This is a genomic window from Acidimicrobiales bacterium, assembly GCA_035630295.1.
Lineage (GTDB): Bacteria > Actinomycetota > Acidimicrobiia > Acidimicrobiales > Iamiaceae > Iamia.
Genome location: DASQKY010000003.1, coordinates 82895 through 109545, shown reverse-complemented (window position 1 = coordinate 109545; position 26651 = coordinate 82895). Strand labels below are relative to the sequence as shown.

Annotated in this window: 20 protein-coding genes; 9 read left to right on the top strand and 11 right to left on the bottom strand. The window is 74.4% G+C overall.

The window, feature by feature from the left end; translation table 11 throughout:
• Window positions 1-2 precede the first annotated feature (2 nt).
• The 3 genes from VEW93_01100 to VEW93_01090 form a co-directional block, all read right to left on the bottom strand.
• A complete protein-coding gene (locus tag VEW93_01100) occupies window positions 3-1196 on the bottom strand; it encodes a dienelactone hydrolase family protein (GenBank protein HYI60381.1) in 1194 nt (397 codons plus the stop codon).
• 57 nt (window positions 1197-1253) lie between these two features.
• Window positions 1254-1499, bottom strand: a complete 246-nt coding sequence (locus VEW93_01095; protein ID HYI60380.1) for a helix-turn-helix transcriptional regulator — start codon at window positions 1497-1499, stop codon at window positions 1254-1256.
• Window positions 1500-1633: 134 nt separating this feature from the next.
• Window positions 1634-2314 (bottom strand): response regulator transcription factor, encoded by a 681-nt coding sequence (locus VEW93_01090; GenBank protein HYI60379.1) that lies wholly within the window; start codon window positions 2312-2314, stop codon window positions 1634-1636.
• A gap of 199 nt (window positions 2315-2513) precedes the next feature.
• Here VEW93_01090 and VEW93_01085 point away from each other — a divergent pair, with 199 nt between their 5' ends.
• Window positions 2514-3239 (top strand): TetR/AcrR family transcriptional regulator, encoded by a 726-nt coding sequence (locus VEW93_01085; GenBank protein ID HYI60378.1) that lies wholly within the window; start codon window positions 2514-2516, stop codon window positions 3237-3239.
• Here VEW93_01085 and VEW93_01080 read toward each other — a convergent pair.
• Window positions 3236-4681, bottom strand: coding sequence for an amidase (locus tag VEW93_01080; GenBank protein ID HYI60377.1), 1446 nt, complete (start codon window positions 4679-4681; stop codon window positions 3236-3238). The two genes, VEW93_01085 and VEW93_01080, sit on opposite strands and share 4 nt — an antisense overlap.
• Before the next feature lie 139 nt (window positions 4682-4820).
• Between VEW93_01080 and VEW93_01075 the strand changes: the two genes are divergently transcribed.
• On the top strand, window positions 4821-5027 hold the full coding sequence (locus VEW93_01075) for a hypothetical protein (GenBank protein ID HYI60376.1): 207 nt from the start codon (window positions 4821-4823) through the stop codon (window positions 5025-5027).
• A gap of 30 nt (window positions 5028-5057) precedes the next feature.
• Here VEW93_01075 and VEW93_01070 read toward each other — a convergent pair whose 3' ends face one another.
• Entirely contained in the window at window positions 5058-9821 is a 4764-nt protein-coding gene (locus VEW93_01070) for a DEAD/DEAH box helicase (GenBank protein HYI60375.1), read from the bottom strand.
• Window positions 9822-10009: 188 nt separating this feature from the next.
• Between VEW93_01070 and VEW93_01065 the strand changes: the two genes are divergently transcribed.
• A complete protein-coding gene (locus VEW93_01065) occupies window positions 10010-10999 on the top strand; it encodes a hypothetical protein (GenBank protein HYI60374.1) in 990 nt (329 codons plus the stop codon).
• Between the two features lie 7 nt (window positions 11000-11006).
• On the opposite strand, the gene VEW93_01060 is transcribed toward VEW93_01065, so the two are convergent.
• Window positions 11007-11402: a cupredoxin domain-containing protein gene (locus tag VEW93_01060; GenBank protein ID HYI60373.1), complete on the bottom strand. Its 396-nt coding sequence runs from the start codon at window positions 11400-11402 to the stop codon at window positions 11007-11009.
• Between the two features lie 123 nt (window positions 11403-11525).
• On the bottom strand, window positions 11526-13733 hold the full coding sequence (locus tag VEW93_01055; GenBank protein HYI60372.1) for a TIGR03118 family protein: 2208 nt from the start codon (window positions 13731-13733) through the stop codon (window positions 11526-11528).
• Between the two features lie 189 nt (window positions 13734-13922).
• Between VEW93_01055 and VEW93_01050 the strand changes: the two genes are divergently transcribed.
• Both VEW93_01050 and VEW93_01045 read left to right on the top strand, forming a co-directional pair.
• The gene (locus VEW93_01050) at window positions 13923-14591 is read left to right on the top strand and encodes a metal-dependent transcriptional regulator (protein ID HYI60371.1); all 669 of its coding nucleotides are present in this window, start codon (window positions 13923-13925) and stop codon (window positions 14589-14591) included.
• A 68-nt stretch (window positions 14592-14659) separates the two neighbouring features.
• Complete coding sequence (locus VEW93_01045) at window positions 14660-17005, top strand: penicillin acylase family protein (GenBank protein HYI60370.1); 2346 nt, start codon at window positions 14660-14662, stop codon at window positions 17003-17005.
• A 19-nt stretch (window positions 17006-17024) separates the two neighbouring features.
• Here the strand turns inward: VEW93_01045 and yihA are convergent, their stop codons facing one another.
• On the bottom strand, window positions 17025-17609 hold the full coding sequence (gene yihA, locus VEW93_01040) for a ribosome biogenesis GTP-binding protein YihA/YsxC (protein HYI60369.1): 585 nt from the start codon (window positions 17607-17609) through the stop codon (window positions 17025-17027).
• Between the two features lie 409 nt (window positions 17610-18018).
• Between yihA and VEW93_01035 the strand changes: the two genes are divergently transcribed.
• Entirely contained in the window at window positions 18019-19329 is a 1311-nt protein-coding gene (locus tag VEW93_01035) for a DUF222 domain-containing protein (protein HYI60368.1), read from the top strand.
• 10 nt (window positions 19330-19339) lie between these two features.
• A complete protein-coding gene (locus VEW93_01030) occupies window positions 19340-20323 on the top strand; it encodes an aldo/keto reductase (protein HYI60367.1) in 984 nt (327 codons plus the stop codon).
• Window positions 20324-20350: 27 nt separating this feature from the next.
• Here the strand turns inward: VEW93_01030 and VEW93_01025 are convergent, their stop codons facing one another.
• The 3 genes from VEW93_01025 to VEW93_01015 form a co-directional block, all read right to left on the bottom strand.
• Window positions 20351-21934 (bottom strand): NAD(P)/FAD-dependent oxidoreductase, encoded by a 1584-nt coding sequence (locus VEW93_01025; GenBank protein ID HYI60366.1) that lies wholly within the window; start codon window positions 21932-21934, stop codon window positions 20351-20353.
• Between the two features lie 105 nt (window positions 21935-22039).
• A complete protein-coding gene (locus tag VEW93_01020; protein HYI60365.1) occupies window positions 22040-24232 on the bottom strand; it encodes a GDSL-type esterase/lipase family protein in 2193 nt (730 codons plus the stop codon).
• Window positions 24233-24506: 274 nt separating this feature from the next.
• Window positions 24507-24965, bottom strand: coding sequence for a hypothetical protein (locus VEW93_01015; protein HYI60364.1), 459 nt, complete (start codon window positions 24963-24965; stop codon window positions 24507-24509).
• A gap of 153 nt (window positions 24966-25118) precedes the next feature.
• On the opposite strand from VEW93_01015, the gene VEW93_01010 reads away from it, so the two are divergent.
• On the top strand, window positions 25119-25796 hold the full coding sequence (locus VEW93_01010) for a DsbA family protein (protein HYI60363.1): 678 nt from the start codon (window positions 25119-25121) through the stop codon (window positions 25794-25796).
• Window positions 25793-26611: a maleylpyruvate isomerase family mycothiol-dependent enzyme gene (locus VEW93_01005; GenBank protein ID HYI60362.1), complete on the top strand. Its 819-nt coding sequence runs from the start codon at window positions 25793-25795 to the stop codon at window positions 26609-26611. Before VEW93_01010 ends, VEW93_01005 begins: the two co-directional genes overlap by 4 nt.
• The last annotated feature ends 40 nt before the right edge of the window (window positions 26612-26651 follow it).

Here is a 26651-nt window from a genome sequence, read left to right as displayed (position 1 = left end):
CCTCAGCCGGGCTGGGCGCTGACCCGGACCTCGGCGTCGCCGTCCAGGCCCTTCAGCGGCCCGGGCTGCAGGGCGTCAGCGGCCCCCACCTCCTCGTCCAGGTGGGCCCGGAAGAAGGCCACGGACAGGGCGTCGATGGCCGGGAAGGCCTCCTCCACCGGGAGGGCGCCCTCACCGCACCCGTCGCTGGCCAGGCGGAGCAGGTCGTCGGGGATGGGCAGGCCGATGCGTTCCACGATGCCCACCAGGCCCCCCTGCTCGGCCCCGATGAGGCACAGGTCGCTGAACACCAGGTGCCCGGAGTCGGCGATGGAGGCCATGTACTTCGGGGGCTCCATGGCCTCGAACACGGCCCGGGTGGCCCGGGGCTCGATGATGCCGTCGTCCTCACCCACCATGACAAGGCCGGGGACGGCCGGCGGCTCGGGGAGGGCCCGGTCCCCCTGGCCGGAGCCCACGGAGTAGGCGGCGAAGGCGTCGACGCGCTCGTCGGTGGCGGCCAGGCGGTAGGCGGCGCTGGCGCCGGCCGAGTGGCCGGCCACACCGACGCGGGTGCCGTCGACCATGCCCTCCAGCGGGCCGGCCACCGTGGCCCGGGCCAGCACCAGGTCGAGCGTGGCCGCCAGCACCTCGGGATCGTCCCGCCGGGGGACGCCCTGGGCCGCGGTGCCGAGCAGGCCGCTCAGGGACCGCTCCACGTGGTCCGGGGCGGCCACCACGTAGCCCCAGGAGGCCAGGTGGGTGACGAGGTCGGCCGACTGCTCGGGGAAGCCGGCGAAGCCGTGGCTGAAGAGGACCACGGGGTACGGCGCCGCGGCCCGGTCGGGGGCGGCGCCGGGCGCGGCGGGCACCGGGTGGACGGGCCGGGCATCGGCGGGGACCTGGGCCTGGAGCTCGGGCGAGAGCAGGCTGGTGATGTCGAAGGTCCCGGTCGGCTCGTCGGTGCCGGCCCCGGCCTCGGCCGGGTACCAGACCGCCACCCGGCGGCCGTCGTCGAGGGCGAGCTGCTGCGAGCCGACGCCGTGGGGGCCCCGGGCCGACCAGTCGAGCAGCTGCTCCTCCCCCACCGGCCCCCCGGTGGTGGCCGGGCGGGGGTCGGTGGTGGGGCTGGCCCCGCCGTCGCCGGAGCCGCAGGCCACCACCGTGACGAGCAGGGCGGCCGCGCCGGCCAGGGCGCGGGCGGCGACGACGGGCATGCCCGCCGAGGGTAGGGGGCCGTGGCGGTGGCGCGCCGGGTGGTTTCCGGTCGCCGGTCAGCGGCCGCCCCGGTCCGGGTCGTGGGGCACGTGGCGGCGGTCGCGGAACAGCGCGGCCGGTGACAGGTCGAGGCAGGAGGCCAGCCGGTCGACGGCGCGCAGGGACAGGTTGTTGGTCCCGCACTCGGTGGCGCTCACCGAGTCGCGGGTCCAGCCCATGGCCGCGGCCAGGTCCTCCTGGGTCATGCCGCGCTCGGCCCGGGCGATCCGCACGTTGCGACCCACGATCGCGTTCAGCGACACCTCCGTCGCACCTCCATGTCCGTCGGGTGGATCGAGCCACCATGCGCCCGGCAGGAGTTGCGGCCCGTGCGCGACCTCCCAACTACACCTGGTGGTGGTGAAGGGCGGACCGGGCGGTCAGGAGAGCGGTGCCGTCACGGCGAGGACCACGTGTCGCGGGTGCTGCGGTCGGGACGGAAGCCGTGGTCGATGCCCCACAGCGCGGCCTCCGTGCGGGTCGAGACCCCGATCTTGCGGAACAGGTTCCGGGTGTGGGTCTTGATGGAGTTGATGCTGAGGTAGAGGGAGTCGGCGATCTCGGCCGTGCGCCGGCCCTGGGCGATGTGGGCCAGCACCTCGCTCTCCCGCTCGGTCAGCCCCACCTCGTGGCCGGGCCAGCGCCGGACCTCCGCCGGGCGACCGTCGGCCTGGGCCGCGGCGTTGGCCGCGGTGCCGACCCTGACCACCTGCTCGCCCCGGGCCACGGCCACCAGCGACTCGGCCAGCTCCCGGCCCGACAGGCCCTTGCTGACGAACCCGTCGGCGCCGAAGGCCAGGGCCGCGGTGATGAGCTCGGGAGCGTTGCCCCAGGTGTAGACGACGACCTTGCCCACGTTGGGGTGGGCGGCCACGGCCCGGATGACCCGGGAGCCCTCCCCCGGGAGGGCGAAGCAGTCGATCAGGGCCACCTCGACCGGGAGGCCGGGGCCCCCGTCCACGGTGCAGGACACGACGTCCACCAGGTGCCCGTAGGGGCGGAGGAGGGCGGCGGTCCCCTCCACGATCACGTCGTAGTCGTCGATGACGGCGATGCGGATCGGATCGCTCGGGGGCATGCGTCTCCCGGTGGGGTGGACAGGCTCTGAGAGTGCCACGCCGGTCCTGCGCCCCCTCGGGCTCCGAGCCGGTCGACCCCGCCCCCGAGCCCCTTTCACCCGTACAGGTGAGCGAGATCCGAAGCGGAGCGGCAGCGCGGATCATACGTCATCGTCCGACGCCAAGTGCGGCGGGGAGGGCCCGGTACCCTGAGCTGCCGTGGCCGCACCGTCCCCCCGCCGCGCCGGCGAGGACCACCTCCGGGCCCGGCCCCGCCAGGCCCGCTCGGCGGCCCGGGTCGAGGCCATCCTCACCGCCGCCGAGGCCGTGTTCGAGGAGGTCGGCTACGCCAAGGCCACCACCAACCTGGTGGCCAGCCGAGCCCAGGTGCCCATCCCCACCCTGTACCGCTGGTTCCCCGACAAGGGCGCCATCGCCCTCGCCCTGTGCGAGCGCTACCTCGACGACCTGGAAGCCCTCTACGCCGCCGTCCTGGACGTGGACGACGACGAGCCGGTGGACGTGCTGGTGCGGCGGGTGCTGGCCGCCCTGGCCGGCTTCGTGGCCGAACGCCGGGCCTTCTCGGCCATCGCGGCCACGGCCAGCGGGCCGGCCGCCGGCGACGGGGCCGGCCAGCGCCTCCGCTCGGGCCTGGCCGGCCACGTGGCCGACCTGGTCGAGCTGCGGGTGCCCGACATCGGGCCCGCCCACCGCGACGAGGTCACCGACGCCGTCGTCACCGTGGTCAACGCGTTCCTCATCCGCGCCGGCGACGTCGCCCCCGACGGCCAGGACCGGCTCTTCCACCAGCTGGCCGACGTGGTGCTGGCCTACGTCGACGCCAAGTTCCCGCCCGCCGGCGCCCCGGTCTGGGACGACCCGCACCCCACCGTGGCCCCGATCCTGCCCGGCCGGGTGGTGGGCCGGCCCCCCGAGCCCGGCTAGGCGTCGACCCCCGGCCGGGGCCGGCGACCGGCCCACGGGAGGGCCTCCTCGAGCTGGGCCGCCACCCGGAGCAGCACGTCCTCCCGGCCCGGCGCGGCCACCAGCTGCGCGCCCACCGGCAGGCCACCGCTCTCGCCCACCGGCAGCGAAGCCGCGGGCTGGCCGGTGATGTTGAAGGCGGCGGTGAAGGCCACGATCGGGGTGGCCCGCATCACGCCGGCGAAGGGGTCCTCGGGCGTCGAGGCGAACTGCCCCAGGGTGGGGGGGAGCTCGGGCATGGTCGGGGTGAGGAGCAGGTCCCAGCCGTCCTCCTCCCACCAGGCCACCACCCGGCGAGCCAGGCGGTGCATCCCCTCCACGCCGGCCAGGTACTGGGCCCCGCCCACCGAGCGCCCCATCTCGGCCACGGCCCACGTGCCGGGCTCGACGCCGTCGGAGGTGACCGGCTGGCCGATCATCTCCCCGATGCGGTCGAGCTCGCGGGCCGTCCACACCCCGAAGCAGGTGAGGAAGTGGGCCACGATCTCCGGGTCGCCCAGGGCAGCCGGGGCCGCGGCCTCGACCCGGTGGCCCAGCTCGGCCAGGGTGGACGCCGTCCGCTCCACCACCGCCGCCACCTCGGGCGACGAGCTGGCCCCGCCGTCGGGGGCGTCCACGATCCAGCCGACGCGGAGCGACCCGGGATCGGCGCCCACCTCCTCGGCGTAGGGGCGGGCCGGCGGGGGCGCCCACGACGGGTCGCCCACCGACGGCCCGGCCACCGCGTCGAGCAGCGCCGCGGTGTCGCGCACCGAGCGGGTCACGGCCAGGCGGGACACCAGGCCGGCCCACGCCTCGCCCACCAGTGGCCCGACCGGGACCCGGCCCCGGCTGGGCTTCAGGCCCACCAGGCCGCAGGCCGAGGCCGGGATGCGGATCGAGCCGCCACCGTCGCCGGCGTGGCCCATGGGCACGATGCCGGCCGCCACCGCGGCGGCCGACCCCCCGCTCGACCCCCCGGCGGTGCGGGTCGGGTCCCACGGGTTGCGGGTCGGGCCGTAGGACTCGGGCTCGGTGGAGGGGACCAGGCCCAGCTCCGGGGTGTTGGTCTTGCCGATGACCACCAGCCCCGCCCGCCGGAAGCGCTCGGTCAGGGTGTCGTCCACGTCGGGCACGTAGCCGTGGTCGCGCAGCACCTTGGTCCCCATGTGCAGGGGCAGGCCGGCGGCGTGGCCGTCGAGGTCCTTGAGCACGAAGGGCACGCCGCGGAACGGCCCGTCGGGCAGGGCCCCGGCGGCGTCGGCCACGGCGTCCTCGTAGCGGGGGTGGATGATGGCGTTGAGCTCCCCGTTCGACGCCTCGGCCCGGGCCACGGCCGCGGCCACCAGCTCGATGGGGCTGACCTCGCCCGCCCGGACCAGGGCGGCTTGGGCGGTGGCGTCGAGGGCGTGCACGTCGTCCATCGCCGCCGACCCTATGACGCTCCGCACGGCCCCGCAGGGCCGCTCGACCGCCACCCTCGCCGCCTGTTCACCGCCCGTCCGCCCCGCCTCGACGCGCCCGGCCGTGGCATGGTCGGGGCCGCCGAGACGGAGGTGCGACATGGCCGAGACGTGGTGGTGGGACCTGGCCCAGGGCCGGGCCGTGACCAGCGACGAGCGGCCCCGCGACATGGAGGTGCTGGGCCCCTACCCCAGCCGGGCCGCGGCCGAGGCCTGGAAGGAGACCGCCGAGGCCCGCAACGAGGCCTGGGACGAGGCCGACGAGGAGTGGGAGGGCACGGACACCGAGAGCGACGACGGGGCCTGACCAGGAACCGTCGGGACCGACGGCGGCGACTCAGCGGCCCCGGAGGGCCAGGCCCCGGTAGGAGTCGGTGAAGCCGGCGGCCCGGAGCTGCTCGGCCGCCGGCGCCTCCCGCACCGGGGCCCCGTCGACCTTGGTGATCTCGACCGACCGGCGGTGCCCGCCCCGCACCAGGCCCACCAGGGCGTCGATCCACCTGGTGTCGCCGGCGGCGTCCGGGAACAGGCTGACGCTGCGCCCGCCCCGCTCCAGGTAGGCCAGGGGCCGGCCCTCGGCCAGCACCACGTGGGCCCCGGCGGCCCGCGCCGGCCGGCCCGGCGACTCGGGCCACGGCAGCGCCGCCCCGTAGGGCTGGGCCGGGTCCGTGGCCGCCAGGACCAGCGGCGCCGCCGGCGTGTCGTCCTCGTCGTCGAGGGGCGGGCCGTCCCACAGCACCTCGTCGGCCGGGCCGGGGGCGTCGGCCGAGCGTCCCCACCCGCCGGCCGCCGGGTCGGCGTCCTGGTCGGGGGGCGGGACCGCCGGCGGGCGGGCGACGGGGCCGGACCGCTCCGAGCGCAGGCGCTCCACCGCGCCGGGCAGGGCGAACTGCGCCGCCCCCAGCCCGGACACGAAGTAGCCCCGCCGCACCGTGCCCTTGTCCTCCATGGCCCGCAGCACCGGGTAGACGCCGGCGAAGCCCCCCTGGGTCCCCTCGCCCAGGGCCGCCTCCCGGGTCAGGACGCCGTAGCGCTCCAGGAGCTGGCGGGCCCGGGCCAGGGCCGCCTCCGACGGGCTCGGCTCGGGGGCCCGGAGGGGGGCCACCAGCGACCAGCGCCCCCCGGCCGCCGGGGGACCCATGCGGGTCAGCCGCCCCGGGCGGGGGCGCCCGGCCCGGGCCCGGCCGGCAGCCGACGACCCCCGCCCGCTCCGGGCGCCACGGGCACCGACGTAGGCCCGCAGGGGGGCCAGGGTGTCGTTGGTGACCTCGCCCGCCCAGACCAGGTCCCACAGCGCGGCCACCAGGGTGGCGTCGTCCCAGGCCAGCTCGGCGTCGGCCACCGCCTGCTGGAGGGCGGGCCAGAACGAGGCCCCCTGGGCCGCCAGGTGGGACCGCAGCACGTCGTGGACGGGCCCGTCGGGCCGGTCGGCCTCGTCGGGCTCGGGGACCAGCAGGCCGACCTCGTCGCGGAACACCAGGCGCACCCGGCCGTCGCCCGAGCCGATGCCCCCGGCGCCCACCCACACCACCTCGCCCGCCGCGGCCAGGGCGTCGAGGTCGGCCGGCCGGTAGGGGTCGAGCCGGGCCGGCAGCACGTCGGACTCCAGGGCCGAGGCCGGGACGGGCGCGCCCTGGAGCACCCCGAGGACCTCGACCAGGCCGTCGACGCCCCGACGGGGCAGGCCCACCCCCTGCCAGGCGGTGAGGAACCGGGCCAGGGCGTCGGCCTCCACCGGCTCGACCTCGCGCCGCAGGGCAGCCAGCGACCGGCGCCGGATGCGGCGCAGCACCTCGGTGTCGCACCACTCCCGCTCCACCCCGCCGGGCCGGAACTCGCCCTGCACCAGCCGCCCCTCGGACGACAGGTCGACCAGGGCGGCGATCACCCGGGCCTCGTCCACGCCGTAGCGGCCCGCCACCTCCCGGGGCAGGAAGGGCCCGTGGGTGCGGGCGTGCCGGGCCACCAGGTCGTGGAGGGGGCGCTCCACCGGGTCGGTGAAGGCCGAGGGCAGGCCGGGGGGGACGACCACGCCCAGGGCGTCGCGCAGGCGGGCGGCGTCCTCGGCCGCCGCCACCCGGTCGTCGCCGGCCACCGTCACCGGGATGGCCCGCCGCTCGGCCACCAGCCGGTCGACCCACCCCGCCACCGCCTCGGGCGTGGCGGCCCGGGCCGCCAGCTCGTCCCGACCGAGGGGGCCGAGGGTGCGGACCAGGTCGTGGAGCTCGTCGGGGTCGCGGGCCGGCAGGTCGCCGTCGAGGTGCTGGAGGCTGGCCTCCACCTCCTCCAGGACCTCGGCGTCGAGCAGGTCGCGCAGCTCGTCGGCTCCCAGCAGCTCGGCCAGCAGGTCGCGGTCGAGGGCCAGGGCCGCGGCCCGCCGCTCGGCCAGGGGGGCGTCGCCCTCGTACATGTAGACGGCGATCCACCCGAACAGCAGCGACTGGGCGAACGGGGATGCCTTGGGCGTGTCGACGGGGACGACCCGCACCGTCCGGGACCGCAGGTCGCCCAGCAGCTCCCGCAGGGCGGGCACGTCGAAGACGTCGGTCAGGATCTCCCGGGTGGTCTCGTAGAGGATGGGGAACCGGGGGTGGCGGGCGGCCACGGCCAGCAGGTCGGCGGCCCGCTGGCGCTGCTGCCACAGGGGGGTGCGGCGGTCGGGGCGGCGCCGGGGCAGGAGCAGGGCCCGGGCCGCGCACTCCCGGAACCGCGACGCGAACAGGGCGGTGGAGGGGAGGTGGGTGACCAGGATCTCGTCGATGTCCTCGGGATCGACCAGCAGCTCCTCCAGGGGGAGCTCGTCGTAGGCCTCGGGCAGGCGCAGCACGATGCCGTCGTCGCTCCACATGAGCTCGACCGGGCTGCCCCACCGCTCGGTCAGGCGGGCCTGGAGGACCATGGCCCACGGGGCGTGGACGCGGGCCCCGAAGGGGGAGAGCACGCACACCCGCCAGTCGCCGATCTCGTCCCGGAAGCGCTCGACCACGATGGTGCGGTCATCCGGCACCGCCCCCTCCGCGGCCTGGTCGTCCAGGTAGGCCAGCAGGTTGGTGGCGGCCCGCTCGTCCAGGCGGTGGACGTCGCGCAGGCGGGCCAGGGCCTCGGGGGCGGGGAGCTGGCGCAGGGTGCGGGCCACCTCCCCCACCGCCCGGCCCAGCTCCAGGGGCCGGCCCGGCCCGTCGCCGTGCCAGAACGGCATCTTGCCCGGCAGCCCGGGAGCGGGCACGACCACCACCCGCTCGGGGGTGATGTCCTCGATGCGCCAGGTCGAGGCGCCCAGGAGGAAGGTCTCGCCCACCCGGCTCTCGTAGACCATCTCCTCGTCCAGCTCGCCCACCCGGCTGCCGTCGGGGAGGAACACGCCGTAGAGGCCCCGGTCGGGGATGGTGCCGCCGCTGGTCACCGCCAGGCGCTGGGCCCCCTGCCGGCCCCGCACCACCCCGCCGGTCCGGTCCCACACGATGCGGGGCCGCAGCTCGCTGAACTCCTCGGAGGGGTAGCGGCCGGCCAGCAGGTCGAGCACCTCGTGGAGCACCGTGTCGGACATGTCGTGGAACGGCGCCGCCCGGCGCACCAGCGCGGCCAGGTCGTCGACCGACCAGTCGTCGAGGGCGCACAGGGCCACCACCTGTTGGGCCAGCACGTCCACCGGGTTGCGGGGGTAGCGGGTGGCCTCGACCAGGCCGGCCTCCATGCGGGGCACCACGGTGGCCGCCTCCAGCAGGTCGGCCCGGTGCTTGGGGAAGATGCGGCCCCGGCTGGGCTCGCCCACCTGGTGCCCGGCCCGGCCGATGCGCTGGAGGCCGCGGCTGACGGCGCCCGGCGACTCGACCTGCACCACCAGGTCCACCGCCCCCATGTCGATGCCCAGCTCCAGCGACGAGGTGGCCACCAGGCCCTTGAGCCGCCCGGCCTTCAGGTCGTCCTCGATGATGAGGCGCTGCTCCCGGGCCAGGGAGCCGTGGTGGGCCTTGACCAGCTCGGGCACCGGGACCGACGGGGCGCCGTCGGGTCCGGGCCCGACCACCCCGTCGGCCAGCACCGTGCCGACGGGCACGGGGGGCTGGCCCATGTTCTCCGCCCCCAGCCACCGGCCGCCGGGAGCGTCGCCCCCACTGTGGGCCGCGTCCTGCTCGGCGGCCAGCTCGTTGAGGCGGGTGGCCAGCCGCTCGGCCAGGCGCCGGGCGTTGACGAAGATCAGCGTGGACCGGTGGGCCCGCACCAGGTCCAATAGCTGGGGGTGCATGGCCGGCCAGATGCTGCGCCGGGCCGGCCCCGCCGAGGCCGGGCCGCTGGGGGGGCCGTCGGGCCCGCCGGCCGCGCCGGCGCCGGGCGTGATCGGTCGGCCCAGGTCGGCCATGTCGTCCACCGGGACCACGACCTCGATGTCGAGCACCTTGCGGGTCCCGGCGTCGACGATGGCCACGGGCCGGGGCCGGCCGTCGTCGCCGAAGCCGCCGAGGAAGCGGGCGATCTCGTCCAGGGGGCGTTGGGTGGCCGACAGGCCGATGCGCTGGGGCGGGCGCTCGGCCACCGCCTCCAGCCGCTCCAGGGTGAGGGCCAGGTGGGAGCCCCGCTTGGTGGCGGCCACGGCGTGGATCTCGTCGATGATCACGGCCTCGACCCCGGTGAGGGTCTCCCGGGCTCGGGACGTGAGCATGAGGTACAGCGACTCGGGGGTGGTGATGAGGATGTCGGGCGGGTGGCGGACCAGGGCCCGGCGCTCCTCCTGCGAGGTGTCGCCGGTGCGCAGGGCCACGGTGGGCTCCCGGGCGGCGACGGCGGCGTGCTCGGGCCCGAGCCGCTCGGCGGCCAGGCGGATGCCCCGCAGCGGGCTGCGGAGGTTCTTGTCCACGTCGACGGCCAGGGCCCGCAGGGGCGACACGTAGACGATGCGGGTGGCCTCGACCTCCTTGCCCTTCTCGTCCACCGGCCGGGGCCGGGCCATGAGCCGGTCGATCCCCCACAGGAAGGCAGCGAGGGTCTTGCCCGACCCGGTGGGGGCCAGGATCAGGGTGTGGTCGCCGGCGGCGATGGCCGGCCACCCCTGGGCCTGGGCGTCGGTGGGGGCCCCGAACGAGGTGCGGAACCACTCGGCCACCGGCGCGCGGAACAGGGCCAGCGGGTCCTCGGGGGGGAGGTCAGAGGGGGGAGGGGCGCCGATCCCCCGAGCGTACGGCGGGGGCGCGACACCGTGACCCCTCGAGGTCGCCGCCTCACGCCCTCCAACCGCCCCACCCGGTCGGACTGGCAGGATGGGTCATAAGGTTGCCGGGGAGGGAGAGCGCCATGAGGGCCCGAGAGAGCGACCGTTGCGATGCACTCGAGACGGGATGGAAGCAGCGGCGCCGGCGCTCCCGCCTCAAGAGGGCAGGTCTCTTGCTACCGATGGCGGCCATCGGAGCAGCACTGGTCCTCGGCTCCAGCGACCCTTGGTCGAGGTGGGTCATCGCCGTGGCCCTGGCCGTCCTGGTCCTGGTCCTCATCTTCTGCCCCGAAGCCGTCAAGGACCTCCCCTTCAAGTCCATCGGGTTCGCCGGCCTGAACGTCGCCATAAACGGCCCGACGCCCGCCGTCGGGGACGAGGAGCAGGAGAAGGGGGTCAGCCCGGCGGCGGACCCACCCACAGAGGACTGGCAGGAACGGTGGTTGGCCATGCGGTGGGCGCTGGAGAGGAAGCTCGCCTATCTGGTCAAGCACACCCTCCCCGACCACCTGCCGCTCGTGGATCCAGGTCGCCCGACCGAGGGTGGGGACCGGCCGTTCGCCACCATCGGCTCGCTCGAACACGATGGCCTGCTGCTCTCTGCCGATGCGAGGACGGCATCGATCGCGTTGTCCCTCTCCCTCACCGACCTGGAGGTCATGAACGAGGAGAGCGTCCGCAGCACCATCGAAGCCGGAGAGGAGCTGACCCGCACCTTGCGACTGCGAGTGTTCAACCAGCTCGTGGCCAAACAGATGGAGATCCTCGGATGGCGGAAGAAGAGGGGGATCAGGAACGCCCGTCGGAAGACCTCTCGCTTCTCCCGCGGTCCGGACTCGGTCGAGATCGTGAGCTTGTTCGGCACCCCGGACGGGGACCTGGTCAGGAAGTGGGTGGCCCGGAAGCGCCGGCACCCCGGCACCCTCATCGTTACGCCGATCTGGCCGGGGACCTCCACCTCGAGCTCGCAGGACGGCAGCGTGGTCCGGTTCGATCAGCTCGCACCTGTGCTGGCCCAGCGGTTTCCCGTGCAGCAAGAAGCTGAGGGCGGTGGAGACGCCGGGTCGCCCTAGCGACCACTCATCGGGGGTCGACCCAGAGGTCGCCTTCCATGGAGGGGTGGATGGCGCACACGAACTGGTGGTATCCGGGGGTGGTGGCCGGGTACCGGAGGGTCTGGCGCCCCGGGCCCCGTTCCAGGGGGGTGTCGGCCTTGCCCGAGGGCCCGGAGATGGCCAGGTTGTGGTCGACGGAAGTGTCCTGCAGGTCGACGGTGAAGGTGACGTCGGTGCCGGCCGGCACCCGCAGGCACTCGGTGTTCCAGGCCAGGTTCTTGGCCACCAGGGTGAACCGCCCGTCCTCGATGGGGGTGCAGTCGGCCGGGGCCGAGGTGGGCCCCTCGTCGCCGCCGCACCCGGCCAGCGGGGCGGCCAAGGCGGCCAGCAGGAGCAGCGGACGGAGCAGGCGGCGACGCACGGGGGCCGACGGTACCCAGCGAGGTCGAGCGGGGCCGGGTCGGAGGGTGAGGGTCACACCCTCCGGGTCGCTCCCCGGGCCGCGCCGGTTCCCCGGGGTGGGCGGGTGGGCGGAGGCGCCGGGTCAGGACGTCCCGAAGCGCTGGCGGTACTCGGGCGAGGTGAGGAAGTTCTCCACCATGCCGGCCTGCACGAAGTCACCGCCGTGGCCGGCCAGCTCGGCCAGCCAGAAGGCGTAGCCGGAGGGCTCGCTGCTGCGGCGCAGGTAGCCGAAGTACTGGCTCAGCACGAAGGCCCGGGAGTGCTCGGCGGCCTGGAAGGCGGGGTTCTGGGTGACCTCCCGCAGCACCACGGCCCGGGTCTTGGTCCCTCCGTTCAGCCCGTTGACCAGGGCGGCACGCTGGCTGGGGGTGAAGGTGACGCCGGTGTTGGCGATCAGGCGGTCGACGTACTGCGCGTTGGAGAGGGGCCCGAAGGTGGCCACGAACTCGGGGCGCTGGACGTAGCCGTCGAAGAAGCCGGGGCTGCCCTGGGCCTTGAAGATCGACATGTCGACCATGGCCTCGCCGTAGAGGGGGTTGCGGCCGGTGGCCGCCCGGCTGGCCCGGAAGGCGGCGCCGGCGCCGTTCTGGAACTCGGGCGAGAGGAAGAAGTTGCCGCTGACCTTCACCCGCTCCCGGGACCGGCAGGTGGCGTTGGCCCCGCAGGCGGTGATGCGGCCCACCCAGTAGGCCAGGCCCTCCGGCTCGGCCGGGCGGTTCAGGAAGTCCAGGTACTGCTGGCGCACGAAGAAGGTGGGGTCGTCGATGGGGTTGGCCGAAGGCGCCACCGCGTCGTTGTCGACGATCCGGAGCGTGGCCGTGGCGGGCGAACCCAGGCCGACGCCGGCCCCGGTGACGTTGGCCACCATCAACCCGATGTCCTCGGGGCCTTCCACGAACGGGTCGTTCACGGGCAGGACGGAGAAGGTCCGGCTGGTCTGGCCCGGGAGGAAGGTGAGGATGCCCACCGCCATCTCGTAGTCGGTCTTCTGGTTGGCCTGGCCGGGCCGGGACTGGTCCCAGGTGGCGTAGCGGACCGTGGCCGGACCGGACACCTCGCCGTTGCGGGTCACGGTGACCCGGAGGCGGGGCGCCCCCTCGCCCAGGGAGTACTCGTCGGTGCTGAACTGGACCAGCGAGGTGGCCGTCGCCGTGGTGGGGTTCAGGGCCCCGAACAGGCCGTGCTCCTCCTCGCCCAGGCCGGCGGTGAAGTACAGGGTGCCGGGCAGGCCGCCCTCGCCGCCGTTGCCGAAGCGCAGGGCCCACAGCTCGTCGATGACGATGCCGTTGCCGCTCTCGTCCTGCAGGGTGCCCAGGAAGGCGCCGGTGGTGGGGTTGAAGGCGTGGATGCTGGGGTTGCCGTTGCCGTTGTTCCCGATCATCAGCGCGCCCCCGAAGATGCCGAAGGTGGGCGGGGCCAGGGCCACGCCCCACGGGCTGTTCAGCGGGCCGTTGTTGATGCCGAAGGTCAGGTCCCGCACGCCGGAGGTGTTGAACCGGCGGACGAACCCGTTGCCCACGCCCTCCTCGTCCAGGCCGCCCCCGCCGACCTTGGCGTAGGTGACGTACAGGCTGCTGCCCACGGCCTGGATGTTGTACGGGTGGTACGTGTTGCCGGGCGTGGTCGGGATGGTCGGGTCGGCGAACGGGAAGCTGGCCGAGGGCTGGAGGGCGAAGTCCTCGTCGAACACGTCGATGGTGCCGTTGGCGAAGTCGGCGGCGTAGAGGAGGTCGGCGCTGCCGACGTTCCCGATGGCCAGGCCGGTGTAGACGTGGCCCGGGTGGCTGGCCGCGATCACTCCGGTGGTGGAGCCGGCCGCCGGCACCGACGGGTTCCAGCCCACCAGGTTGCCGGTGATGGAGGCGTAGACGAACCGGGCCGGGCCCGAGGCGGGGCCGGAGGTGATCTCGAAGTCGTCGTTGGCGGTGGCCACCACGCCGGTGGGGAGCCCGCCGGGCACCGTGACCGCCGCCTGGCTCGGGTGCCGGACGAAGGTGGAGGTGGACGTCCCCTGGTACGGGCTGGCCGAGCTGGTGCCGTCGTTGGCCAGCCACAGGGGGCCGCTGGCGCTCGAGGCCAGGCCCCACGGGTTGACCATCTGCGGGTCGAGGATGGGGGCCACGCCGGGCACGTCGGAGGACAGGTTGACCTGCCGGTAGGCGGAGCCCGGGGCGATGACCGGGATGGCCGCCGAGGGGGCGACCCCCAGGGCGGCGGTGAAGGTGGTGGCCGCCAGGGTGGTGGCCGCCAGGGCGGCCACCAGGCGCCGGGGACGGGGGGAACGAGCCATCGGGACCTCCAGGGAACCAGGTGCCGACGCGGTGCCGTTTCGGGTACCGGTCGAATCGGGGGCACTCTACGCCTGATCGACCGGCCGGGCTCGGGGCGCGACGCGCCGGTGCCCCCACGTCCTTCCGTCCTCGACCGGCCGAGCCGATGTCCTGCCCTCCGCCCGGGGTGGGCCGGTAGGCTCCCGCCCGTGGCCCCGTACCAAGCGCCCGAGTACCACCCGGCCTTCGAGGAGTACTGCGAGGCCATCTTCGAGCTGGACGAGGACGACGTCAACGTCATCCAGGCCCGCATCGCCGAGCGGCTGGAGGTGTCGCGCCCCGCGGTGTCGGAGATGATCCGCAAGCTGGAGGGCGAGGGGCTGGTCCAGGTGGACGGCCGCATCAACCTCACCCCTGACGGCCTCCGCCTGGCCGAGTCGGTGGTCCGCCGCCACCGCCTGGCCGAGCGCTTCCTCACCGACATCCTGGGCCTGTCGTGGGCCGAGGCCCACAAGGAGGCGGGCAAGTGGGAGCACGTCATCTCCCTCAACGTGGAGACGGCCATGGACCGCGTCCTCGGCGCCCCCACCACCTGCCCCCACGGCAACCCCATCCCCGGCGCCGACTACCACGCCCCCGACGCCGGGCCCCTCGGTGACCTGAAGGTGGGCTCGGGCTTCGTGGTGAGCCGCATCCCCGAGGAGCTGGAGTTCACCCCCGGCATGCTCGAGTTCCTGGAGCAGGCCGACCTCCTCCCGGGCCGCAGCGGCGTCGTCACCGCGGCGTCGCCGGACGGCACCACCACCGTCGAGGTGGGCGGGGCCCACGTGGGCATCGGCGCCTTCGCCGCGGCCCGCATCCTGGTCACAGTGGGCTGACGTCCGCCCGGCCGCTCCCGGCCGGCGTGTTCGGCGCCGGTGCGGCGGTGGTGCAAGAGTCTCCGCCCATGACCAGCACGACCACGGAGGGGACCGGCCGCTACCGGGCCGACGTCCGCTGGACCACCCACGGGGTGGCCCACGTCCGCGCCGAGGACTGGGGCAGCCTGGGCTTCGGGCAGGGGTGGGCCCTGGCCCGCGACCACCTGCCCACCCTGGCCGACCAGGTCGTGAAGGTGCGCAGCGAGCGAGCCCGCTACCACGGGGCCGGCGTCGACGGCGCCCACCTGGCCAGCGACATGGGGTACCTGGCCCTCGGCGTCGTGGCCCGGGCCGAGGCCCTCCGCTCCGCCCAGACCGAGCCGGTCCGGGAGATGGTCACCGGCTACGTGGCCGGCTGCAACACGTGGCTGGCCGAGGCCCGCGAGACCGATGCCCTCCCCCCGTGGTGCGCCGAGGCCGAGTGGATCCGGCCCATCAGCGAGCTCGACCTCTACGCCTACCTGGGCGACATGGCCCTCATGGGCAGCGGGCGCAACCTGGCCGGCATCATCGGCCGGGCCGAGGCCCCCGGCCCCGACGGTCCCGTGCCCCCGTCCCCCGTCACCGCCCTGGGCGGGCCGGCTCCCGGGGCCAGCAACGGGTGGGCCTTCGGCGGCGACGCCACCCGCTCGGGCCACGGCATGGTCATGGCCAACCCCCACTTCCCGTGGGGCGGCGAGGCCCGGTTCTGGGAGTGCCACCTCACCATCCCCGGCACCCTCGACGTCTACGGCGTGGCCCTGCTGGGCACCCCCGGGGTGCAGATGGGCTTCAACTCGGACATCGCCTGGGCGCACACCTTCTCCAAGGGGCACCGCTTCACCCTGGCCCGCCTGGACCTGGTGCCCGGCCGGCCCACCTCGTACCGCCACGGCGACGACGAGCGCGACATGGTGCCCGCCACCTACGCCGTCGACGTGCGGGGCGACGACGGCCAGCTGACCCGGGTGGAGCGCACCCTGTGGAGCACCCACCACGGGCCCATGGTCAACCTGCCCCTGCTGGGCTGGGGCCTGGACACGGCCTTCACCTACCGGGACGCCAACCTGGACAACACCGCAGTGATCGAGCAGTTCCTGGGCATGGACCGGGCCCGGTCCATGGACGACCTCCAGCGGGTCTTCGCCGAGGTCCAGGGCCTGCCCTGGGTCAACACCCTGGCCGCCGACCGCACCGGGCGGTGCTGGTACATCGACGCCTCGGCCACCCCCAACCTGTCGCCCGAGGCCGAGGTCCGCTACCGCCAGCGGGTGGAGACCGACTTCGTGGCCGCCCTGCTGCTGGAGAACCGGGTGGCCCTGCTGGACGGCAGCGACCCCGGCGACGACTGGGTCGACGAGGACGGCGCCCGCAGCCCGGGCCTCGTCCCCCACACCCGCCTGCCCCAGGTGGAGCGGCGGGACGTGGTGGTCAACGCCAACGACTCCCACTGGCTGACCCACCCCGACGAGCTGCTGGAGGGCTACTCGCCCCTGCACGGCTTCGAGCGCACGCCCCGGACCCTCCGGACCCGCCAGAACCTGAAGGTGGCCACCGGGCTGGCCGCCTCCGGCGACGTGACCGTCGAGGCGGTGGCCGAGGCGGTGCTGGCCAACGAGAGCCTGAGCGCCGAGCTGCTGCGCGACGCGGTGGTGGCGCGAGCCCGGGCCGCCGGCAAGGTCGAGGCCGAGGGCCAGGTGGTGGACGTGGCCGCTGCCGCCGAGGTCCTGGCCGGCTGGGACGGCCGCTACGACCTGGCGTCGCGGGGCGCAGCCCTGTGGCGGGAGGTGGTGGCCGGCTTCGCCGCCGGCGAGCTGCTGGACGCCGGCCCCCTGTTCGGCGAGGGCTGGGACCCGGCCGACCCGGTGGCCACCCCCCGCGACCTCGCCCCCGCCCCGGCCGACGGGGACGACCCGGTGGTCGGGGCCGTGGCCCGGGCCGTGGTGGCCCTGGACCGGGCCGGGGTGGCCCTCGACGCGCCCCTGGGTGACGTGCAGTGGGCCCAGCGGGGCGAGCACCGCGTCCCCGTGCACGGCGGCGGCGAGGTCGAGGGCGTCCTCAACGTGCTGGGCCCCACCGGCGCCCTGTCGTCCAGCGCCCTGGAGCCCGGACCGCCCCCGTTGGAGCTCCAGCCGGGCCGCACCGAGCGCACCGGCCTGACCGCCGGTGGCTACCGGTGCACCTACGGCACCAGCTTCTTCATGGTGGTGGAGATGACCGACGACGGGCCCCGGGGCCAGGGCCTCCTGGCCTACGGCCAGAGCGGCGACCCCGGCTCACCCCACCACGTCGATGGCACCGAGGCCTACGCGGCCAAGGCCACCCGCCCCCTCCTCTTCAGCGACACCGACATCGAGGCCGACGTCCAGGAGCGCCGCACCCTCCAGGGCTGACCGGCGACGCCGGTCGTCGTCAGGCGGTGAGCCAGGTGTGGATCTGGCCTCGGAGGCGGTCGATGCCGGTGCCCTTAGCCGCGCTGACCCACAGGACCTCGCCGGGGGGCAGGCCGCAGCCCTCGGCCAGCTCCCGCTTGCGCTTGTCGCGGCCTGAGCTCTTGACCTTGTCGTGCTTGGTGGCCACCACGGTCCAGGGCCGGTCGTGGTGGTCGAGCCACTCCAGCATCTGCACGTCGAGCTTGGTGGGGCCGATCTCGCCGTCGACCAGGACCAGGATGGTGACCAGCTCGTCGCGGCCCAGCAGGTAGCCCTCGATCATGCGCTGCCAGCCGGCCCGCATGTTCTTGGGGGCCTGGGCGTAGCCGTAGCCGGGGCAGTCGACCACGGTGGCGTCGTCGCCGTAGGCGAAGCAGTTGAGCAGGCGGGTCCGCCCCGGGGTCTTGGAGGTGTGGGCCAACCGGGTCCGGTGGGCCACCGCGTTCAGCAGTGACGACTTGCCCACGTTGGACCGCCCCACCACCGCCACCTCGGCCCGGGTCGGGGGCAGCCGGTCGAGCCGGTCGGCGGAGGTGACGAAGCGGAGGTCCAGCGGCCCGGGCACAGCCGCTCAGTGTGCCGTGCCCGACCGCGACCGGACGACCCAGCTGATCGGACGACCCCTCGCCGCCCGCGAGTGCGGCCAGCGGCAAGAGCACCATGGCTGGACCCGAACCACGCACATCGCTGGTCGCGCCGGCCGGGCGCCGGGGCCATGCTGGGTGGGGATCGAGGCCGGACATGCTGACCGCTCCGGACGTGACGAGGAGGCGGGCGCGGGCCGCGATGGCGACGCACCGCTTCCCGGAGGCGCCTGGGCCGGCAGCCGCCGCCGGCACACCTCGAGGCCCCGACGGTGGCCGTCCCTCCGAGGCGGGCCGCCGTGGGGCACCACCCGTGATGGGGGTCAGAAGCCCTTATGGAACAAGGGCTTCTTCGGTTTGGACGAACTGACGTTCGGTAGGATGGTCGGCATGTGCACCAGCCACCCCGACCGCGACGAGGTGTGCCTCGACGCGTTCGCTCTGTTGACGGTGACGCCCGGCGAGCTGGCCGACGAGGGGGTGCGCCGGCACGTCCGCGATCTGCACCGGCTGCGGGCCGTTCTGGACGCGGCGATCGTGGAGGCGACGGGGGTGCTCGACGGGCGGATGATCTGGGCCGGGGATGCGGCCCGCTCCGCCGGGGCGTGGCTGGCGGCTCGGGTGGATGCGATGCCGGGTGCGGCCCGCCACGAGGTGCGCCTGGCCCGCGATCTGCGCGATGCGCCGGTGGTGGCCGAAGCGGCCCGGACCGGGCGCTTGGGGCGGGTGAAGGTCGATGCGCTCATGGAGGTGCGCACCCCGGAGCTCATCGAGGTGTTCGCCGAGCAGGAGGCGTACCTGGTCGAAGAGGTCGCCGCGCTGCGCGCCGACGAGGCACGACGGTTCTTGCAGTCGTGGCAGCAGTTCGCCCGCCTGGCCATCGACTCCGTCGACCCGGACGGACCACCTCCCGGAGAAGCACCTCGGGTGGCGGTGAACCTGGCCCAGACGTTCCAGGGTCGCTACGTCCTCGACGGGGAGATGGACCCCGAGCACGGAGCCATCGTGCGCTCGGTGATCGACGCCGAAGTCGACGACATGTTCCGCACCGGCGTGTTCGGACCGGACGACGGCCTGACCCCGCCGGAGCGACGCGGGCAGGCATTGGTGCAGGTCCTGGTGCGCAAGGGCCGGGTGGGGATCAAGAACGGCGAGATCCGCCCCTCCATCGAGGTCATCGTGGACGAACGCACCCTGCTCGACATCCCCATCGAAGACGACGCCGACCAGCAGTCCCGGGTGTGCCAGACCCGCGACGGCACCCCCATCCCCGTTCCCACCATGCAACGACTCCTGTGCGAGGCGGTCCTCCATCGGGTCCTCGTCAACGCCAAGAGCGAAGTCCTCGACCTCGGCCTCGACGTGCGCCTGGCCAACCGGGCCCAGAGACGAGCCCTGGCCTTCCTCCACCGAGGCTGCCAGTTCCCCGGCTGCTCCGCCCCCGCCAGCTGGTGCGAAGCCCACCACATCGAGCCCTACGACCCGAGCAACAAGACCGGTCCGACGGACCTGGCCAATCTTTGTCTGTTATGCCGCTTCCACCACCACCGGGTCCACGAAGGGCGCTTCCACCTCGCCCGCGGACCCAACGGCACCCTCCAGGTCCACCGACCCGACGGCACCCCCATCGACCGATGTCGACCCCGACGACCAACGATCAAGCCAACGCGACCTGACCGATCCCGGCCCACCACGCCCTAGCGTCCTGGCCATGAGCGATGCTCCTGTCACGTTCGCCGGTTGCCCGAGGCCCACCGCGCCGTTGGGGGTGGGGACGTGGGCCTGGGGGGACAAGGCGACGTGGGGCATGGGGGGCTACGACACCGAGCTCACCGAGGGACGCATCGCCGAGGCGTGGGCTGCCTCGCTGGCCGCCGGGGTGACCCTCATCGACACGGCCGAGGTCTACGGCGGGGGCGAGAGCGAGCGCATCATCGGCCGGCTGCTGGCCGCCGACCCGTCAGCCCGGAGCCGGGTGGTGCTGGCCACCAAGTTCATACCCCTGCCCCAGAAGCTGAACGTGAAGGGGGCGCTGCGGTCGGCCCTGCTGGCCTCGGTGGAGCGGCTGGGGGTGGAGCGGGTCGACCTGTACCAGATCCACGGGCCGGTCAGCCTCCGGTCCAAGGCGGCCCTGGCCGACGCCCTGGCCGCGGTGGTGGACGAGGGCCTCACCTCGGCGGTGGGGGTGTCCAACTACTCCTCGGGCGAGATGCAGCGCATCCACGACACGCTGGCCCGCGCCGGCGTGCCGCTGGCCTCCAACCAGATCGAGCTCTCGCTGCTGCGCCGGCGGCCGGAGACGGTGGGCCTGCTGGCCGAGTGCCGGCGCCTGGGGGTGGTGCCCCTGGCCTACTCACCGCTCGGGCAGGGGCGGCTCACCGGGAAGTACTCGGCGGCCCAGCCCCCGCCGGGCAGCCGCACCTTCTCCACCCACCCCATGGAGGAGGTCGACCGGGTGGTGGCTGTGCTGCGCCGGCTGGGCCAGGCCCACGACCGCACCCCGGCCCAGGTGGCCCTGCGGTGGATCATCGAGAAGGGAGCGGTGCCCATCCCCGGGGCCAAGAGCGCCGAGCAGGCCACCCAGAACGCCGGCGCCCTGGGCTGGTCGCTGCCCCCCGGGGACGTGGCCGCCCTCGACGCAGCCGCCCTGGAGGGCACCCGCACCCTCCGCCAGCGCATCTGGCAGCACGGCTAGCCGACACGGGCAACTAGAACAGTCCGGCTACGTCAGGGCGAAGCCCCGGTAGCCATCGGCGGTGATCTCGGCCACCGTCTCGGCGTAGGCCGGGAAGCCGGGCAGGGGCATGAAGACCCGGGTCTTGCCGGGGACGTTGGCCCCCAGGTACCAGGAGCTGCACGTCGGGAAGATGGTGAAGGCGGCCACCCCGTTGACGTGCTCGACCCAACGCTCCTGAGCCTCGGGCCTGGCCTCGATGGCGGTGCGACCCGCCTGGTCCAGGTGGGCGATGCACCCGGCGATCCAGTCCACGTGGTGCTCGATGGAGACGACCATGTTGGTCAGCACCGACGGGCTGCCGGGACCGGTCACGGTGAACAGGTTGGGGAAACCGTGCACGGCCAGCCCCAGGTAGGTGCGGGGACCGGCGGCCCAGGCGTCGCGGAGGTCCAGCCCGTCCCGGCCCCGGACGTCGATGCGGGACAGGGCGCCGGTCATGGCGTCGAACCCGGTGGCGAACACGATCACGTCCAGGTCGTGGTGGCCGGCGGAGGTGCGGATGCCGTCGGGGGTGATGGCCTCCAGCAACGTCTCCCGCAGGTCGACGAGGCGCACGTGGGGCCGGTTGAAGGCCTCGTAGTAACCGGTGTCGAGGCACAGGCGCTTGCACCCGATCATCTGGGTCGGGGCCAAGCGGGCGGCCACCTCGGGATCGGCCACCACCTCGCCGATCTTCTCCCGCACGAACTCCGCCGCGGTGGCGTTGGCCCCCGGGTCGGTGAACAGGTCGGTGTAGCCAGCCAGGAACGTGAACCCGCCCCGCTGCCACCGGGCCTCGTACTCGGCCCGGCGCTCCTCGTCGGTGGCTTGCAGGGCGCTGGCCCCGGCCGGGGGCACCCGGGAGCCGAAGCCGGTGGCGCGCAGCCGGTTGGCCGCCCGCAGCTCGGCGTAGCGGGCCTTGACCTCCTTGGCCTCGACCGGGTCGAGGGGGCCGTTGCGAGCCGGCACCGAGTAGGCCGGCGTCCGTTGGAACACGGTCAGCTCGGCCGCCTCCTCGGCGATGACCGGGATGGCCTGGATGCCCGAGGAGCCCGTGCCGATCACCCCAACCCGCCGGCCCGCCAGGTCGACCCCCTCGTGGGGCCAGCGACCGGTGTGGTGCGTGGCGCCGGCGAAGGAGTCCCGGCCGGGGATGGCGGGCTCCATGGCCGACGACAGGCACCCGGTGGCCATCACGACGAACCGTGCCTTGACCGTGTCTCCGGCGTCGGTCTCCACCCACCACCGGGCCCGACCCTCGTCCCAGGTGGCGGCGGTGACCCGGGTGCCGAAGCGGAAGTGGGGCCGCAGGTCGAAGCGGTCGGCCACGTGGTCCAGGTAGCGGAGGATCTCGGGTTGGCCGGCGTAGCGCTCCGTCCACTCCCACTCCTGCTGGAGGTCCTCGTCGAAGGAGTACGAGTACTCCAGGCTCTCGACGTCGCAACGGGCCCCGGGGTAGCGGTTCCACCACCAGGTGCCGCCGACCCCGTCGGCAGCCTCGATCCCCACCACGTCGAGGCCGAGCTCCCGGGCTCGGTGCACCATGTAGAGCCCGGCGAAGCCGGCCCCCACCACCACCACGTCGACCATTGGCCCGACCGTAGGCCATGGGCGACGGGGCGAGACGGCGAGACGGCGAGAGGGAGGCGGCGCCGCCGGGGCGGCGCCGCCGGGGCGGCGCCGCCTCCCGGCCGATCAGAAGAAGGCGCGCTTGGCGAAGACGGCGTCGGCGATGGCCTCGTAGCCGGCGTCGTTGAAGTGCCCGCCACCGAGGAACGAGTAGGCCGCCCTGACCCGAGCCTCGTTGCCGGGGTCCTGCACGACGGCGGCCATGTCGACGTAGGCGTCAGCCCCGAGGGCGCCCTGGCGGATCCTGGCGTTGATGGCCAGCCGTTCGAGCTCCTGGTTCCAGTTGGGGTTCCCGTTCGGGCCCACCAACGGGGTGATGGTGCCCAGGATGATGTTCAGGCCGGCGGCGTGGGCCTTGTCGACCAAATCCTCCAGGCCGACCTCCAGCTGGGCCGCGCTCTTCCCGGCGAGGATGTCGTTGTAGCCCAGCCAGGCCACCACCGTCGTCACCCCGGGCTGGCGGGCGACATCGGCGTCGAAGCGGCCCAGCCCGCTGATGGAGCCGCCGGTCAGGAGGTGGTTGCCGGCCACCCCCACGTTGGTCACGCTGCGGACCGGGGTGCCGGCGGTGACCAGGAGGTCGTGCAGGACATCGGTCCAGCGGGCCTCGCCGTCCACGCTGCTGCCGTACCCGTCGGTGAGCGAGTCGCCCAGGGCGACGACCGTGCCCCCGAGGTTGGGGTCGGCCACGTCGAGGGCCGTGAGGACGTACCCGTTGCCCGTCGTCGTGGTCAGCCCGGAGCCGGAGATGCTCCCCGTGTGGTTCCCCGTGCCGACGTGGGACGTCTCCAGGTTGAAGACGTGGCCTCCGATGACCGTGGTGTTGCCGGTGAAGTAGATGGTGATGGCCACGTCATGGTCACCGGGCAGCGCCGCGGGGAGGGTGATGGCATCGCTGTGGACGGTCTGGCCCACGGGGATGGTGAACCCGCCCTGGCCGCCGACGGTCAGGGCCGTCGGGGCGGCGGTGACGGTCTTGGTGTCGCCGGCCTGCTCACCCGAGATCCCGACGGTGACGGCACCGATCTGGAGGGGGCTCGAGCCGTGGACGTTGCTCAGCCGGATCCGGACCGTCGAGCCGCTCCGGGTGGTGTGGACGACCTGGCGGAGGCTGGTCCCGGCGGTGAAGCCGTTGGGGAAGTCGTAGTTGGAGGTGATGGGAGCCAGGCTCGTCCCCCAGGTGGGTCGCCACCGGGGGGTCTCCGGGGCGTCGTCCAGGTCCAGGGCGATGAACCGGGGCCGGTCCACGGCGGCCTGGGTGTTGGTCACCGTGCACCGGCGGGCGTAGGAGAATATGGCGTTGTCCTCGTTGTCGGACAGGTGCGGGTGCGAGCTGAGGCTGAAGGCGTAGACGGAGCCCCCCGACCCGCAGGACTCGGCCGGCGCGGTGTACACGTCGGACCCCACGGCCACCGGGCCGTAGGCCGTGGCCGAGGCGTAGAACGTGAAGGTGTTGCCGGTGGTGCCGCCGTCACGGCCCAGGAACACCATCCGGGCGTTCCCGTTGTCGGTGGCGGGGGTCAGGTACTTGTCCACGACCTGGCCCGACCAGTCCCGCATGGGCCCGGCCGCCGACTCGGAGCCCGACCAGCTCGACCCCGTCCAGTACTCCCAGTCGCCGGTCGAGGTGAGGAACCCGACCGGGGTGCGGGCCACGTACGTCGAGGCCGTGGCCCCGGCGCCGTAGATGTACCAGTAGCCGTTGCGCTGGAGGACGTGGTTGCCCCACTCCGGCCCACCGGCGTGGATCGGCACCGACACCGGCGTGCCCGAGGGGGCCAGGGTCGACTGCAGCAGGCGGACGATCTTGATGGCCACCCGGGTACCGGCGCTGTTGCGCTCGGTGGCGAAGACCTGGATGTCGGAGCCGCCGGCCACCGCGCTCAACAGGCTGTAGCTGTTGCCGGAGGTGCTGGGCTTGAGGTAGGCGCTGTTGCTCGAGCCGAGCTTGGTGGTGACGGGGTCGGTCGACTCGAGGCCCTCGGCCACCATCAGGGCGTTGGCCACCCGGGTGTTGTTGGACCGGGTGCCGTTGGAGTTGACGGTCCCGGCGTAGACGTCGTTGGCCAGGAACACCACCCGGCCGTCACCCAGGATCACACTGGCCCCCTTGGCCCCACCGTTCAGCGTCGACGCCGTGGCGTCGTCGCCGACCTGGTTGAGACGGGTGTTGATGTCGTTCGGGTTGCAGCCGGCGGCCACCAGGGCCAGGCCGGCCACCACCACCGCGGCCACCAGTCGTGAGGGCGCGCGCGCCACCTTCGTGCGAGGAACCCAACGGGTCATGTGTTCATCCCTTCGTCGCCGTGCATCGCACGACGAACATCCGCTCTTGTCCTGACGGCCGACGACAGGAGTCGCCGATGATCCGCCAGGGTCGCCAGGGCCGGCAGTGTGGGGCCCGGTCCACCTCGTGTCAAGGTGCCGGACGCAACCGGCGATCAGTGCCACGACCAGGGCCGATGCGGCCGAGCCCGGGGTGCCGGCGGTGGCACGCACCGGCACCCGCGTGCGGGGTGTGAGCGCCCGCCCCTCAGGCCGGGGGGTGCCGCCGGATCGGCTCCAGCGCCTCCACGTAGTCGGTGAGGCGGGCGGCCAGGGCGAGGCCCAGCTCCTCGTCGCCCAGGTCCGGGTCGTTCCACGTCTCCGACACCCGGCACCAGTCGTCGCGCCGGCCCAGGAACGGGCCGGCCACCGGGGCGTCGCCCAGCTCGGGCCGCCACGCGCTCTCGGCCGCCACCAGGAGGGCCAGGGCCGCCTCGTTGGCCGCCGGGTCCCGGTTCTCGGCGTGGAAGCCGACCTCGACCGCCAGCACCTGGGCCCCGGGCACGTCACGGGCGCCGACCACCTGGGCCTCGTAGTGCTCACGGCTCGGTGCCTCGGGCCCGAACCAGACCTTCACCCCGTAGCGATGCCAGCGGTGGTGCACCGGTCCCAGGTGGGGGGGGACCATGCCCCGCAGCGCGTCGGCCACCACCTCGAACAGCTCCACCGCCCCAGCATGCTCGCCCGGGCGGCAGTCGGCGGATGGTGGGGCCAGACTGACGTCGTGACCGGGCCGACTGCCGTCGACTTCCACGTCCGCCGACCCCACCCGCCGCCCTGACGGGCGGCAGTCGGCGGATGGTGGGGCCAGACTGACGTCGTGACCGGGCCGACTGCCGTCGACTTCCACTTCGACATCATGTGCCCGTACGCCTTCCAGACGTCGGTGTGGATGCGGGAGGTGCGGGACCGCACCGGGCTGGAGGTGGGGTGGCGGTTCTTCTCGCTGGAGGAGGTCAACCGGGCCGAGGGCAAGAAGCACCCGTGGGAGCGCGAGTGGTCCTACGGGTGGTCGATGATGCGGGTCGGGGCCCGGCTGCGGCGCGACGACCCGGCCCTGCTGGACGACTGGTACCTCCGGGCCGCCACCGCCCTCCACGTCGACGGGCGCAAGCCCCACCGCCCCGAGGTGGCCCGGGCCCTCCTGGAGGACATGGGCCTCGACCCCGGCCTGGTCGACGAGGCCATCGCCGATGAGACCACCCACGACGAGGTGCGGGCCGAGCACGAGGCGGTGCTGGCGGGCGGGGGATGGGGCGTGCCCACCCTGCACTTCACCGACGACGACTCGTGGCTCTTCGGGCCGGTGGTGGTCGACCCGCCCACCGGCGACGCCGCCGTCCGGCTGTGGGACCTGGTGTGCGGCTGGCGGGAGTTCCCCCACCTCTACGAGCTGCAGCGGCCCAAGCGACCGGCCGACATCGCCCTCATCGCCGAGCGCTTCCGCCCGTACCTGGAGGCGCGCGACTGGATCACCGTCCAGAAGGAGACCCCGTGACCACCCCCGTCCCCCAAGGGCGCACCGTCGACGCCCTGGCCGAGGAACTGGCCGCCCTCGACGCGCTGCTCACCGACCTCCCCGAGGAGGACTGGTCCCGGCCCACGCCGTGCCCCGGGTGGGACGTGCGGGCCAACGTGGCCCACATCGTGGGCACCGAGTGGATGTTGGCCGGCCGGCCCTCGCCCGATGTCCCGGTGGACCGGGACGCCCGGCCGCACGTCCGCAACGACATCGGCGCCTTCAACGAGGCCTGGGTCATCGGCCACGCCGGCACCGACCCCGGTGAGATGCTGGCCCTGCTGCGGGACGTCACCGCCGAGCGCGTCGCCACCCTGCGGGCCATGGGCGACGACGAGTGGGAGGCCGAGAGCTTCACCCCGGCCGGCCCCGACTCCTACGGGCGGTTCATGCGCATCCGGGTGTTCGACTGCTGGATGCACGAGCAGGACATCCGCGACGCGCTGCGCCGCCCCGGCCACACCACCGGCCTGCCGGTGGAGGTCACCATCGACGAGATGGCCAGCGCCCTCGGCTACGCGGTGGGCAAGAAGGCCGGCGCCCCCGACGGCACCTCGGTCACCTTCGCCCTCACCGACCTGGGCCGCGACCTGCACGTGGCGGTGGACGGGCGGGCCCGGGTGGTCGAGGCGCTGGACGGGCCGGCCACCGTGACCCTGCGCCTGGGGGTACACGCCTTCTCGCGCCTGGCCGGGGGCCGAGCCACCCTCGACGAGCTGGACGACCCCGTCGAGGTCGAGGGCGACACCGCCCTGGGCCACCAGGTCCTGACCCGGCTGGCCTACACGATCTGAAGACCTCGGGGGCCCCTCACCGGCGCCCTCGGGGCCGACC